This is a genomic window from Spirosoma sp. KNUC1025 (assembly GCF_045160025.1).
Lineage (GTDB): Bacteria > Bacteroidota > Bacteroidia > Cytophagales > Spirosomataceae > Spirosoma.
This window is the reverse complement of sequence record NZ_CP087139.1, coordinates 3,333,590-3,347,555: the sequence shown is the minus strand read 5'-3', so window position 1 is coordinate 3,347,555 and position 13,966 is coordinate 3,333,590. Positions and strand designations below refer to the sequence as shown.

The following is a 13,966-nucleotide window of genomic DNA, read 5'->3' as shown; positions in this document are numbered from 1 at the left end:
AGTATGGCTTGAGGCATTTATACTTTTGAGCTGCATTTGACAGAATCGCCAGCAGAAAGAATTGATGGCCTGCTGAAACGTTAATGCCTACTGCTTTTCACAAATTCTGGTGAAAAAGCAGTAGGCATCAAGCAATAAGCTCTACTAAATCAACTGTGTCTGAACAATCAGTACGTAGACTCTTTAGAGTTCATAAGGAGTCCACTTCTGGTCGCTCTGATGGCTTTTTACGACATTATCGATAAAGGCCATGCCCCGAATTCCTTCATCAACCGATGGGTAATCAAGCGCTTCGGGAGAAGGGGTTAGCCCGTCGAGACGGCACATCAGCGTTTGAGCGAAATTACGGTATAGGTTTCCGAAAGCTTCCAGATACCCTTCGGGATGCCCGCCGGGAGTACGGCTGTTCTGAATGGCAAAGGAGGATAACGTATGAGCATAACCCGTTCCGGCCCGGTAAATCTGAGTCGGTTTATCCTGCCATTTTACCAGAAGGGTATTGGGCTCCTGCTGCGCCCATTCAATGCCGCCTTTTTCGCCATAAATCCGAATTTTCAGGGCATTCTCTTCACCAGCCGCTACCTGCGAAGCCATGAGTACACCGGTAGCGCCCTGCTCAAATTTCAGCAGCACATTTCCATCATCATCCAGGGCACGTCCGTCGACCATTATCGACAGATGAGCGCACAAATCCGTGATTTTCAAGCCAGATATGTACTCCGCCAGGTGAGCCGCGTGCGTACCGATATCCCCCATACAGCCGCTCTTGCCCGACCGTTTGGGATCAGTCCGCCAGGCAGCCTGCGCGTTTCCTTCCCGTTCTGTGAGCTGACTCAGCCAGCCTTGTGGGTACTCTACCCATATCTTACGTATTTTTCCAAACTCGCCATTCTGAACCATCTGACGAGCCTGCTTCACCATAGGATACCCCGAATACGTATGCGTAAGTAGCAACAGCAGACCAGTTTCCTCCACTTTTTGTTTCAACGCTTTAGCTTCGTCCAGCGTAAAGGTGATGGGCTTTTCGATGACCACATGAAAGCCTTTTTCCAGCGCTAGCATGGCCGGAGCGAAATGAGCGAAGTTAGGCGTAACAATCGTCACAAAATCCATACGCTGGTCGGCGGGCAAGGCACTTTCTTTTTCCAGCATTTCCTGATACGTCAGGTACGTTCGTTCCGACGGCAAAAACAACGATTGAGCACTAGCCACGGCTACATCGGGATTGATGCTCAGGGCGCCACATACTAATTCGATGGTACTGTCCAGATTGGCAGCATGGCGATGAATGGCTCCGATGAATGCGTCTTTTCCGCCCCCGATCATGCCCATTCGTAACTTTCTATTCATGTGTAGTGAGTATAAAGGATACGTACTGATTATTTTTTCCGCTGAATAACGGCCAATGCTTTGGCCACAATGGACGAGGCCGTCAAGCCATATTTTTCCATGAGCTGCTCAGGTGTACCACTCTCTCCGAATGAATCGTTTACGGCCACCATTTCCAGGGGAGCAGGATGGTTTAATGACAATAGCTGAGCCACACTATCGCCCAGGCCCCCATTCATCTGATGCTCTTCGGCCGTGACAACACAGCCCGTTTTATAGACAGATTTCAGAATCGCTTCCTTGTCCAGCGGCTTGATTGTGTGAATGTTAATGATTTCGGCATCGACCCCCTGTTCGGCCAGAATTTTGCCCGCTTCCAGCGCCTGCCAGACCAGATGCCCGGTGGCGATAATCGATACGGCTGTACCTTCGTTAAGCAGGATGGCTTTCCCGATTTCGAACGGCTGGTCGGCGGGCGTAAAGTTAGGAACCACAGGACGGCCAAACCGCAGATAAACCGGTCCGTCGTAGTCAGCAATAGCAATGGTAGCGGCTTTGGTCTGGTTAAAGTCGCAGGGGTTGATAACGGTCATCCCCGGCAGTGATTTCATCATGCCAATATCTTCCAGCACCTGGTGTGTTGCCCCATCCTCACCCAAGGTTAAGCCTGCGTGCGATACGCATATTTTAACGTTCTTGCCTGAGTACGCTACCGCCTGACGAATTTGATCGTACACCCGGCTTGAGCCAAAATTGGCAAAGGTGGTCGCAAATGGAATGAGTCCACTCAGCGTCAATCCTGCCGCTACGCCAATCATGTTGGCTTCGGCAATTCCGCATTGCACAAATCGGTCCGGGTTCTCTTTTATAAAAGCGTCGAGTTTCAACGAGGCTACTAAATCGGCGCATAAGGCAACCACATTCGGATTCGAGCGGCCCAGCTCAGCCATACCCGCGCCAAAACCAGAACGAGTGTCTTTCTTTTCGGTAAATGTGTAAGTTATCATGGATCAGAATTAGTAGTCGCCGAGGGTTTCTTCCAGTTGAGCTAAGGCAGCCGAAAGCTGCTCGTTGTTCGGTGCGGTTCCGTGCCACTTGTGGGTATGCATCATAAAATCAACGCCCTGGCCCATTTCCGTTTTCATGATAATACATACGGGCGTTCCTTTACCACTAGCCGCTTTGGCTGCTTTCAGGGTCGCAACCACCTCTTCTGTGTTGTTGCCATTCATATGAAGCACTTTCCACCCAAATGCCTCGTATTTAGCGCCCAGATCCCGGTTATTCAGCACTACGTCCGTTGGCCCATCAATCTGCTGCCCGTTAAAATCAACGATCGCAATCAGGTTGTCTAGTTTTTTGTGCGGAATAAACGCGGCAGCTTCCCATATCTGGCCTTCCTGCTGTTCGCCATCGCCCATCAGGCAATAAACAAAGTGCTCATCTTTCCTAAGCTTTTTACCGTAGGCGGCTCCGGCAGCAGCTGAGAGACCCTGCCCCAGCGAGCCGGAAGCGATGCGGATTCCCGGCAGGTGTTCGGCCGTAGCAGGGTGTCCCTGAAGACGGGAATCCAGCTTACGAAAAGTGGCCAGCTCGCTAACCGGAAAATAACCCCGGCGTGCCAAAACCGAATACAAGACGGGCGAAATATGGCCGTTAGACAAAAAGAACATATCCTCACCCGAACCGCTCATGTCAAACACCACCGAGCCCTGATCGTCTGTTTTCAAATCCATAGCCTGGAAATAAAGACTCACCAGTAAATCCGTACAACCCAGCGATCCACCCGGATGACCGGAGGCTACCCCATGAACCATTCTGACAATATCCCGGCGCACCTGTGTGGCTACCTTGCTTAATTCATCTGTTTTCATGCGTTTACTTTTTTATAGTCACTCAGGAATTTCGCCAGTCCACTATCGGTCAGGGGATGGTTCAGCAAGGCCAGAATGGCACTCAGTGGCCCTGTCATTACATCGGCACCAATTTCGGCACACTGAATAATATGCATGGGATGACGTACCGAAGCCGCCAGAATCTGAGTTTGGAAGCCGTAGTTATTGTAGATCGTCCGTATCTGCGCAATCAGAGCCATCCCATCCGTGGAGATGTCGTCCAGTCGGCCCACAAAGGGCGATACGTAGGTAGCTCCGGCTTTCGCGGCCAGCAAAGCCTGTCCGGCCGAGAAAACCAGCGTACAATTGGTGCGGATGCCTTTTTGAGTAAAGTATTTTATGGCCTTGATACCGTCTTTGATCATCGGTACTTTGACGATGATATTCGCGTGCAGGGCGGCCAAGGCTTCTCCTTCCCGGATAATGTTCTCGTAATCCGTCGAAATGACTTCTGCCGAAATGGGACCGTCGACCAGGTTACAGATATCAACGTAGTGTTTTAAAATTCGATCCTGACCGGCAATGCCTTCTTTCGCCATCAGGGATGGATTGGTGGTTACGCCGTCCAGTACGCCCAGATCGGCAGCTTCCTGAATATCAGCCAGATTAGCTGTGTCGATAAAAAATTTCATGGTTGTGTAGTTGAAATGAATGAGGATGCTACTGCCGGTGAATGGCCCTGTGGGTTGGGAAGGAGCATTACGTGGCTAAATTCATTAGAGTGGATGCCGAAGGGACCTTCGGCATCCATCAGGTTGAGGTGTGAATGAACCGAAAATTAGATGTACTGATTAATAATGCTTTCAAGCCATTCCTGCTTACCACTGCGGAGCTGTGGCTCACCATTCGCCAGCGTGTAACTGCGTAAATCCTCCAGGCTCAGCTTTCCTTCTTCAAAGGCTTTTCCCTGACCACTGTCAAACGAACTATACCGCTCCTGACGGAATTTTAGGTAATCCGAATCCTGAAGAATAGCGTCTGCCACAATAAAGGAGCGGGCAAACGCGTCCATACCACTGATGTGGGCAATAAACAGATCCTCTAAATCCGTCGAATTACGGCGCACTTTCGCATCGAAATTGATCCCGCCGGGTTTGATGCCCCCTGCCTGATGTATCACCAGGGCAGCTTCAACCAGTTCGTAGAGATTTATAGGAAACTGATCGGTATCCCAACCGTTCTGGTAATCACCCCGGTTGGCATCGATGCTTCCCAGCATACCCGCATCTGCGGCTACCTGTAGTTCATGATCAAAGGTGTGGCCCGCTAGCGTAGCGTGGTTTACTTCAATGTTCAACTGGAAATCCTTATCCAGACCGTACTGTCTTAGAAACCCAATAACCGTTGCCGCATCGTAGTCGTACTGGTGTTTAGTAGGTTCCATGGGCTTGGGCTCAATAAAGAACGTACCGGTGAAACCCTGCTTACGGGCGTAATCCCGAGCGATGGTCAGAAACTGGGCCAGATGCTCAACTTCCCGCTTCATATTGGTATTCAGCAACGACATGTAGCCTTCCCGTCCACCCCAGAAAACGTAATTTTCTCCACCTAAGGCAATAGTAGCATCAATGGCATTTTTGACCTGGGTTCCGGCATACGCTAAAACGGCAAAATCCGGATTGGTAGATGCCCCGTTCATGTAGCGTGGGTTCGAAAAGACATTGGCCGTTCCCCACAAAAGCTTTACACCACTCTCCTGCTGCTTCTGCCTGGCGTAATTCACAATGGCTTCCAGCCGTTTTTCATAATCGTTTGCCGATGGCCCTTCATCGACCAGATCAATGTCGTGGAAACAGTAATAAGGCGCACCGATTTTGGTGATAAATTCAAAAGCGGCATCCATTTTGAGCCTTGCCCGTACGTTCGCATCATTGTCCTGATCCCAGGCAAACACGCGGGTTCCGGGACCGAATGGATCACCACCGGTTCCGCAGAAAGTATGCCAGTAGCTGATGGCAAACCGGAGTTGTTCCCGAAGGCTTTTTCCCCCAATGATAAGTTCTGGATTATACCATTTAAAGGCTAATGGATTCTTTGATCTGGGACCTTCGTAGTTGATAGATTCTACTTCGGGAAAATAGGCTTTGTCGCCTAGCGTAACAGTTGCCATAATTGGTCAGGGAATTATGCGTAAATTGATTCAGTTAATTGCAATTGAGAATACCAGCGGTCAAATGCTTCTGCATAAGCCGCCTGTAATGATGGATCAGGCTCAGTCAGGCTAACCCGCTGTAGGGAAGTAAAGGCTTCTTCGAACGTAGCGTAGATACCAGCGCCCACACCCGCACCGCGGGCCGCCCCTGAGCGCCATCCGTATTGTATAATTCAAGGGTCGCGCCCGTAGTATTGACGAAGGCTTCCCGAAATACCGGACTAAGAAACATGTTAGCCTGACCAGCGCGTACCACCTTGGCCGATACACCGACCGACTCCATGATGTGAAGGCCCATGGTAAGCGCAAACACAATCCCTTCCTGTGCCGCCCGAACAACATGTTCGATCTGATGGGTTGTCAGGCTTAAATTTTTCAGATTAGCCCCTGGAGTTGCGTTACTCAAAATACGTTCAGCGCCGTTTCCAAACGGATAAAACAGCAGATTAGCCGCGCCGATGGGTGCCTGGGATGCGAGCTGATTGAGCTGTTCATACGGCAGATTACCCACCAGTCGGCGCAGCCAGCTATTCAGAATTCCAGTCCCATTCACACAGGCTAAAACGCCCAGATGAGGGTCTGATGGCTGGCTATTTACGTGAACGAAAGTGTTTATACGTCCTAGTCTGTCCGAAGACGTTTCGGTAGTAATTCCGTAAATCACACCGGATGTCCCTGCGGTGGCAGCAACCTCTCCCGCCCGAAGTACATTCAGTGAAAATGCGTTATTGGGCTGATCGCCTGCCCGGTACGTTATCGGCGTGCCCGCTTTCAGCCCCAATAAATCAGCGGCCCGTTGGCTAACCTGAGTTTGATAGCCAAAAGTGGGTACATGGTCGGCCAAAAGAGCAGGGTCGATCTCAAAATAATCGAGCAGATGATGAGCTACCTGACTACGTTTAAAATCCCACAGAATTCCTTCCGACAAACCCGAAACGGTCGTCTGGGCTTGCCCGGAAAGGCGCATAGCAATGTAATCGCCGGGTAGCATGACTTTATGAATCTGCTCATATACCCGTGGCTCGTTCTCCTTTACCCATTTTAGCTTAGAGGCTGTGAAGTTGCCGGGGAATTCAGCAGATCGCCCAGGCAATACGTTTCCCCCAGTTCACGGAGCGCCTGCTGCCCAATAGACACGGCCCGGCTATCGCACCAGATAATTGCAGGGCGTAATACGTCCAGATTTTTGTCGACCACAACCAGCCCATGCATTTGATAGGCAATACCAATGGCCAGCACATCGGCCCCAGAAAACGGATAAGCTTTTTTCAGGCGACCTGTTACGTTGATTACCTCCTGCCACCAGTCGTCAGGATGCTGCTCCCCCCAATCTGACTGAGGAGACAGAATTTTCATTTCCTGATCGGGAGAGGTGGCCGAAGCGACTAATCGACCGGTATTGGCGTCGACTAACGCAGCTTTCACCGATGAACTGCCAATATCATAACCCAGTAAATAGGATGCCATTTTTGTCAATGATTAGACGTACCTCGCTTATGATTTCTCCTGAATAGTTGTTGATGAAAGCTAACCGGCATGACAGCTTCCTGACAACCTAGCTAACCCATACAAAGACCTATAATTCTTTTGGTGTATATATGACACTTAATATTGGATGTAAAATTGACACTTATAATTATTAATGTCAATATGACACCAATTTTTATTCAAAAAATATTCATACCGTCGATTGGCCACTACCTGTATGGGTTGTAGGCACTTATTATATGAACTAATGAACCCGTGCCTGTGAGATTGATTGTTGATCTTCCGGTTTATCAGCCAGATTAAAATTTGTCACTGTATCTCGAAAGCCATGAACATTTATTGCCAATAGTGCCAATAAACGCTGTGCTACGTCTTTCTTCGCCTGTAGACTCACTTTTTCAACTCCCCGCCGGACTCCCTGACATTAATGCCAAAACGCAGTCCGCCAGAACAATTGCCACATTAAAATAATTAATAGCATTTTTTAATTACAAAAGCCTTATTCGTTCCAATAGTCAAGCCTGACATTAGCATCTTTCTAATACTTTTTAATTTCCTTCTCACGCCATTTTAATTTCTTAATGCCTGTTTTGTGTAAAAGTAGCTCTGACACAAGTTATGCGACGCAGGTATTTCTCCTCGATTTTGCTTTCCGACTTTAGTCTTCCACGGGTGTACGGGGAATTTTGTCGGCCAAAGCAGGAGCGTCTGTCAAGTATATACGCACATGAAGCAGGCTGGTCAGTATATCCCATCAATCGATATACCCTTTTTTGTACTCGAAAACACTCTTACGTCTCCACCATGCTACGTTCATTTTATTTTTCTCTATGCAAGCAAATTTTCCTATCCGTCTTGAGCGCACTACCTAAAGGTCGCCTTCCGGACATCATGCTGAAACCAACATAAGTGCAGTCAGAACTGAATGCGAACGAGCCACTGCCGAGCTGAAAAATAGAATAAATCGTCAGCAAATCAGGTGAACCGGTGCCCACTCATTAAAAATTATAAAAAAAGTCTCGTGAAAAAAAAGATTCCTATGAAGAGGATTATCATGCTCATGTTTGTGAGCGTTTGCGCTTTGTTAGTCTATACAAGCTGTTCACATAAAGAAGAAGAAAAGGAAGAGGAAACCAAGTATCAGGTTACCAGTCCTTTGAGGAAAGATACGACCATCACCAACGATTACGTATCTCAGATTCATTCGATCCAGCACATCGAAATAAGAGCTCTGGAGAAAGGTTACCTGCAGAAAATTTTTGTGGATGAAGGGCAGCTCGTCAGAAAAGGGCAGCTCATGTTTCAAATTCTGCCTATACAATACCAGGCCGAACTGTTGAAAGCCCAGGCTGAAGCCAATTTTGTGGAAGTCGAATACAAAAACACGAAACTACTGGCGGATAGTAATATTGTTTCGAAAAATGAATTGGCCCTGGCCAAAGCCAAGCTGGATAAGGCAAAAGCTGAAGTATCCGTAGCACAGATTCACCTGGGCTTCACCGAGGTACGAGCCCCGTTCGATGGTATCATGGACCATTTCCAGGTGCGGCTCGGTAGCCTTGTCAATGAGGGCGATTTGCTGACTACGCTCTCCGACAACAGCAAAATGTGGGTGTATTTCAACGTACCTGAAGCCGAATACCTGAACTATAAAACCCACGCTCAGGAAGAAAACTTACAGCACGTCAATCTGCTGATGGCTAACCAGAAGGTGTTTAATTACCCCGGTGTTGTGCAAACCGTTGAAGCCGACTTCAACAACGAAACCGGCAACATTGCCTTCCGCGCTACGTTCCCCAATCCCAACGGGCTGTTACGGCACGGCGAAACTGGTAATATCCAAATGACTCTACCGATGAAAAACGCCCTGATCATCCCGCAGAAAGCCACCTTCGAAGTTCTGGAAAAAAAGTACGTCTATATCGTGGATAAAGACAACAAAATCCGGTCAAGGGAGATCACCATAGCTGCAGAACTGCCCCACATTTTCGTTGTTCGATCCGGTCTGACTAAAGATGATAAGATCCTTCTGGAAGGCTTACGTCAGGTAAAAGAAAACGAAAAGATAGACTACACCTTCGTAAAGCCTGAGTCTGTTATCTCAAATTTAAGTTTGTATGCCGAGTAAGTGAATGGATAATGCATAATGAATTCTCCTCATTATCAAGCCATTATTAATTGTTCATTTTAAATTATTCATTTACTTAAAGCAGACGTTATGTTTAGTAAATTCATCCGCAGACCTGTATTCGCTATTGTGATTTCGATCATGATAGTTTTTATCGGCATACTGGCTATTCAGAAACTGCCTATTTCTCAATTCCCGGACATTGCCCCCACAACCGTAAACATTTTTATTGCGTATCCCGGCTCCAGTGCCGATGTACTGGTGAAATCTACGCTCATTACGCTGGAACAGGCGATCAATGGCGTTCAGGACATGCGCTATATAGCAACCGACGCTACCAGCGCTGGCGAGGCAACCCTTCGGATTATTTTTGAACCGGGTACCGACCCGAACGTCGCCGTGATCAGGGTGAAAACAAGGGTGGACCAGGTTATGCCGCTGTTGCCCGAACTGGTTCAACGCGAAGGGGTTATCATTTCGCCTGTGCAGCCCAGTATGTTGATGTACGTCAATCTCTACTCCAAGGAAAAGAGTATTGACGAAAAATTCCTGTTCAACTACGCTACCGTTAAAATGATCCCCGAAATCCAGCGGACCAAAGGGATAGCCAGGGCACAGATATTGGGTAGCCGTCGCTATGCGATGCGCCTTTGGTTGAATCCTGAGCGCATGCGGGCTTATAATATCTCCACAGAAGAGGTGATGAAGGCCGTTGGTGAACAAAGTATTATCGGCCGGCCGGGCCGGATTGGTCAAAGCTCCGGTATAGCTGCCCAGTCGCTGGAATATGTGCTTACCTATAAAGGCAGGTATAACAAGCCGGAAGAATATGAAGGGATCATTATCCGGGCCAATGCACAAGGGGAAAGCATCCACTTACGGGACATAGCCCGCGTCGAGTTGGGCAGTGAATTCTTTGATATCTATTCCAACCTGGACGGCCACGCATCGGCGGCAATTGTATTACGACAAAACTATGGCAGTAATGCCAGTGATGTCATAGAAGAAGTAAAAAAGAAGCTTGAAGTCATGAAAGAGTCCTTCCCTCCGGGAGTGGATTACAAAATCAGCTATGACGTTTCCAGCTTCCTGGATGCCTCGATCGAGCAGGTAATTGATACGTTGCGCGATGCCTTTATCCTGGTAGCCCTGGTTGTGTTCGTATTCCTCGGCGACTGGCGTTCTACTCTGATCCCGATTCTTGCGGTTCCGGTATCCTTAATCGGAGCGTTTTTTGTGATTCAGGCTTTTGGGCTCTCCATCAATTTAATTACGCTCTTCGCCCTGGTACTGGCCATTGGTATTGTGGTAGATGATGCCATTGTGGTGGTGGAAGCGGTGCACGCCAAGATGGAAGAAGAGCCGCACCTATCCCCTTTTGGCGCCGTCAGAAAAGTACTCGGGGAGATAAGTGGAGCCATTATCGCTATTACCCTGGTGATGGTATCGGTATTCCTGCCCATCTCATTCATGTCGGGGCCGGTTGGTACGTTCTATCGTCAGTTCTCGATTACTATGGCCAGCTCCATTGTGATTTCGGCTCTGATCGCTCTGACGCTGACGCCCGTGTTGTGTGCCATGCTGCTCAAAAACCATCATGGACATCCCGAACGGAAGAAAAACTTCCTGACCAAAGCGATCGACAGTTTCAACCGGGTGTTCGAAAAACTTACCGGACGCTACGTGGGTTTGTTGCGTCTGATTGTTAGTCGACGGGTCGTTACGTTCCTGATCTTAGCGGGATTCTGCGCAGGTATATTCTACGAGAATCAGATTCTGCCAGCTGGATTTATTCCGAACGAAGACCAGAGTACGATTTACGCCATTATCCAGACGCCCCCGGGCTCGACACTGGAGAAAACAAACCAGGTTTCCCGGCACCTACAGCAAATTTGTGAAGAGGTACCGGGTATAGAATCAGTATCATCGCTGGCTGGTTACGAGATCATGACCGAAGGCCGGGGCTCCAATGCCGGTACGTGTCTGATCAACCTGAAACCCTGGGGCGATCGCGACAAAAACGTGAAGGAAATCATGGAAGAGCTGGAAGGCAAAACGAGAAATCTGGGTGCCGTGGTTGAGTTCTTTGAACCACCAGCCATTCCTGGATTTGGTACGTCAGGCGGTTTCTCCATGCGCTTGCTGGATAAAACAACCGATACAGACTACCGTGAATTTGACAAGATCAACAAGGAGTTCATGGAGAACCTGGGCAAGCGGAAAGAGCTAACGGGCTTATTTACTTTTTTTGCCGCCAATTATCCGCAGTACGAACTGGAGATCGACAACAACCTGGCCATGCAGAAAGGCGTATCGATCGGAAAAGCGATGGATAACCTGAACATCATGATTGGTAGTACGTACGAACAAGGGTTTACCAAGTTTAACCAGTTCTTCAAAGTGTATGTGCAGTCTGATCCTAAATACAGAAGGCTTCCGTCCGATCTGTTAAAGCTGTTTGTTAAAAATGACGCGGGCGAAATGGTGCCTTACTCGGCCTTCATGCGGCTCAAAAAAGGACAGGGACCCAACGAAATTACCCGATTCAATCTGTATAATTCAGCTGCCATCCAGGGCCTTCCGGCTAAGGGATATACTACGGCTGATGCCATACAAGCCATCCGGGAAGTTGCCGCCAAGACGCTGCCAAGAGGATACGATATCGCTTTTGAAGGCCTTTCGTATGACGAATCGATCCGGGGTAATGAGTCACTTTATGTATTCCTGATCGTGCTGGCCTTCGTCTACTTTGTGTTGGCAGCCCAGTACGAGAGCTTTATCATTCCGTTGGCCGTGGTGTTCTCCCTGCCGGTTGGGATCTTCGGTTCGTTCCTGTTGCTCAAGCTGATGGGACTTGAGAACAACATTTATGCCCAGATCGGACTCATCATGCTGGTTGGTCTCTTGGGCAAAAATGCCGTGCTGATTGTAGAATTTGCGGTTCAGAAGCGCCATCAGGGAGAAACGATTCTGAATGCAGCCATCGAAGGGGCTAAGGTCCGTTTCCGGCCAATCCTGATGACCTCGTTCGCATTCGTTGCCGGATTGATACCATTGATCAGCGCAACCGGCGCGGGAGCCATCGGTAACCGTACTATCGGGGCTTCTGCCATGGGCGGGATGCTGTTCGGTACCATTTTCGGGGTCATCATCATCCCTGGATTGTACTACATATTTGGCAGTTTGGCTGATGGCAGAAAGATGATTAGGGATGAAGAAAATGATTCTCTAACTGAAAATCTGGTTCATTCCGTTGATATTTTCCCACAACCAGAAGAAATTGAAGATAATGCGTAATAAAAGACGAATGACCTGGGTAGGGATAACACTAGTTACCCTATTCTTTAGCCGCTGTACTGTACCGCGTCTGGTTCAGAAAACAGAGAATAAGAATGTTCCTGCGAGTTACAATGACTCGCAGGATTCGACCAACTCGGCCAAGACGACCTGGCGGCAGTATTTTACTGACCCGAATCTGATTGCCCTGATTGATACAGCTTTGTATAACAATCAGGAACTGAACATCACGTTACAGGAAATTCAGGTTGCCAACAACGAAGTGTTAGCTAGAGCGGGGGCCTACCGACCCTTCGTTAGTCTGGGTGGGGGCGCCGGAGTCGACAAAGTGTCTCGCTACACCAGCCAGGGAGCCGCTGATGAATACACAGAAATACGTCCGGGCGTACCCACACCCGCAGTGTTGCCAAATCTGTATTTCGGACCAACTGTCAGCTGGGAGGTGGATATCTGGCGCAAACTACGTAATTCGAAAAAAGCGGCTGTCTATAGTTATCTGGCCTCTATTGAAGGAAAAAATTTCCAGGTTACGAACCTGGTTGCCGAAATCGCCAACAATTATTACGAGCTGATGGCGTATGATAATCAACTGGATATTATTAAAAATAACATTACTATTCTTAATAATGCCCTGTCGATTACCAAGCAGGAGAAAGAAGCGGCTAAGGTGACTGAACTGGCTGTGCGCCGGTTTGAGGCCGAAGTATCCAAAACGCAAAGTCTTCAGTTCGAAATTCAGCAACGTATTGTCGAAACGGAAAACCGAATCAACTTTCTGATAGGCCGCTTTCCGCAGCATGTTCAACGAAGTTCCCAAAATTTTGTCGATCTGATTCCGGGCAGGGTTAACGCAGGTATTCCATCGCAGTTATTAGCCAACCGGCCAGACATCAAACAAGCTGAATTAAATCTGGAGGCTGCCAAACTGGATGTGATTGTAGCCAGGGCGAATTTTTATCCGTCGTTAAATGTCACAGCGTTTCTGGGTTTTATGTCCTGATAATCCGCTCTATCTGTTGAGTGCTCCCCAATCGTTGGTGGCCTCTCTGTTAGGTGGTATAGCTGGCCCGGTGATTAATAAGAATGCCATTACAGCTACGTATAAAAGTGCTAATTCCAAGCAAATACAGGCCGTTTACAATTACGAAAAAACGGTGCTGAACGCCTACATTGAAGTGGCGAATCAGTTGTCAAATATTAACAACCTGGATCAAAAGTACACCCAGAAAAACAACCAGGTTCAGGCGCTTACTCAGTCGACCAACATATCGCTCAGGCTATTTACATCCGCCAGAGCCGATTACATGGAAGTGTTGCTAACTCAGCGTGATGTGCTGGAAGCCCGAATGGAGCTTATTGAAACCCGAGTGCAGCAAATGAATGCCATGGTCAATGCTTACCGGGCATTGGGTGGCGGATGGAAGTAACGACAGGACGTAACCGAATGTCTTGCCGTTATCCAGAAGCTATCTACGATTTTCTTCTGAATAAAACTAAGGTAAATCCCCTGACAGGAATCTGGCTTGTGCTTAAACCAGGTTCCCGTCAGGGGATTCCCATAAGTAACCGTTTTAACGCTAGATTTCCCTTGGCCGCAGATATGATACGTATTTAATCGTAGCGACTGACTGCCAATAGCGTTTGACAAGTATAGAAGCATGTTCGCTGCTCTTTAGC

The 13,966-nt window shown here is 48.3% G+C and carries 7 protein-coding genes and 2 pseudogenes; 3 read left to right on the top strand and 6 right to left on the bottom strand.

Features of this window, described 5'->3' with window-relative positions:
- Positions 1 to 183 precede the first annotated feature (183 nt).
- The 6 genes and pseudogenes from LN737_RS14510 to LN737_RS14485 form a co-directional block, all read right to left on the bottom strand.
- Positions 184 to 1,332: a Gfo/Idh/MocA family protein gene (locus LN737_RS14510; protein ID WP_405520407.1), complete on the bottom strand. Its 1,149-nt coding sequence runs from the start codon at positions 1,330 to 1,332 to the stop codon at positions 184 to 186.
- Between the two features lie 47 nt (positions 1,333 to 1,379).
- Positions 1,380 to 2,336 carry a transketolase family protein gene (locus LN737_RS14505; RefSeq protein WP_405519965.1) on the bottom strand — a complete coding sequence of 319 codons (957 nt, stop codon included), beginning with the start codon at positions 2,334 to 2,336 and terminating at the stop codon, positions 1,380 to 1,382.
- Positions 2,337 to 2,345: 9 nt separating this feature from the next.
- Positions 2,346 to 3,203, bottom strand: a complete 858-nt coding sequence (locus tag LN737_RS14500; protein WP_405519964.1) for a transketolase — start codon at positions 3,201 to 3,203, stop codon at positions 2,346 to 2,348.
- The gene (gene fsa / locus LN737_RS14495; protein WP_405519962.1) at positions 3,200 to 3,856 is read right to left on the bottom strand and encodes a fructose-6-phosphate aldolase; all 657 of its coding nucleotides are present in this window, start codon (positions 3,854 to 3,856) and stop codon (positions 3,200 to 3,202) included. The genes LN737_RS14500 and fsa overlap by 4 nt, the downstream gene beginning before the upstream one ends.
- Before the next feature lie 146 nt (positions 3,857 to 4,002).
- Positions 4,003 to 5,334 carry a xylose isomerase gene (gene xylA / locus LN737_RS14490; RefSeq protein WP_405519960.1) on the bottom strand — a complete coding sequence of 444 codons (1,332 nt, stop codon included), beginning with the start codon at positions 5,332 to 5,334 and terminating at the stop codon, positions 4,003 to 4,005.
- Between the two features lie 14 nt (positions 5,335 to 5,348).
- Positions 5,349 to 6,843: pseudogene (locus LN737_RS14485) on the bottom strand (xylulokinase).
- A 1,060-nt stretch (positions 6,844 to 7,903) separates the two neighbouring features.
- Between LN737_RS14485 and LN737_RS14480 the strand changes: the two are divergent.
- The 3 genes and pseudogenes from LN737_RS14480 to LN737_RS14470 all read left to right on the top strand — a co-directional run bounded on the left by LN737_RS14480 (position 7,904) and on the right by LN737_RS14470 (position 13,716).
- On the top strand, positions 7,904 to 8,992 hold the full coding sequence (locus LN737_RS14480) for an efflux RND transporter periplasmic adaptor subunit (RefSeq protein WP_405519959.1): 1,089 nt from the start codon (positions 7,904 to 7,906) through the stop codon (positions 8,990 to 8,992).
- A 90-nt stretch (positions 8,993 to 9,082) separates the two neighbouring features.
- A complete protein-coding gene (locus LN737_RS14475) occupies positions 9,083 to 12,289 on the top strand; it encodes an efflux RND transporter permease subunit (RefSeq protein ID WP_405519956.1) in 3,207 nt (1,068 codons plus the stop codon).
- A pseudogene (locus LN737_RS14470) lies at positions 12,282 to 13,716 on the top strand (TolC family protein). The gene LN737_RS14475 and the pseudogene LN737_RS14470 overlap by 8 nt, the downstream one beginning before the upstream one ends.
- The last annotated feature ends 250 nt before the right edge of the window (positions 13,717 to 13,966 follow it).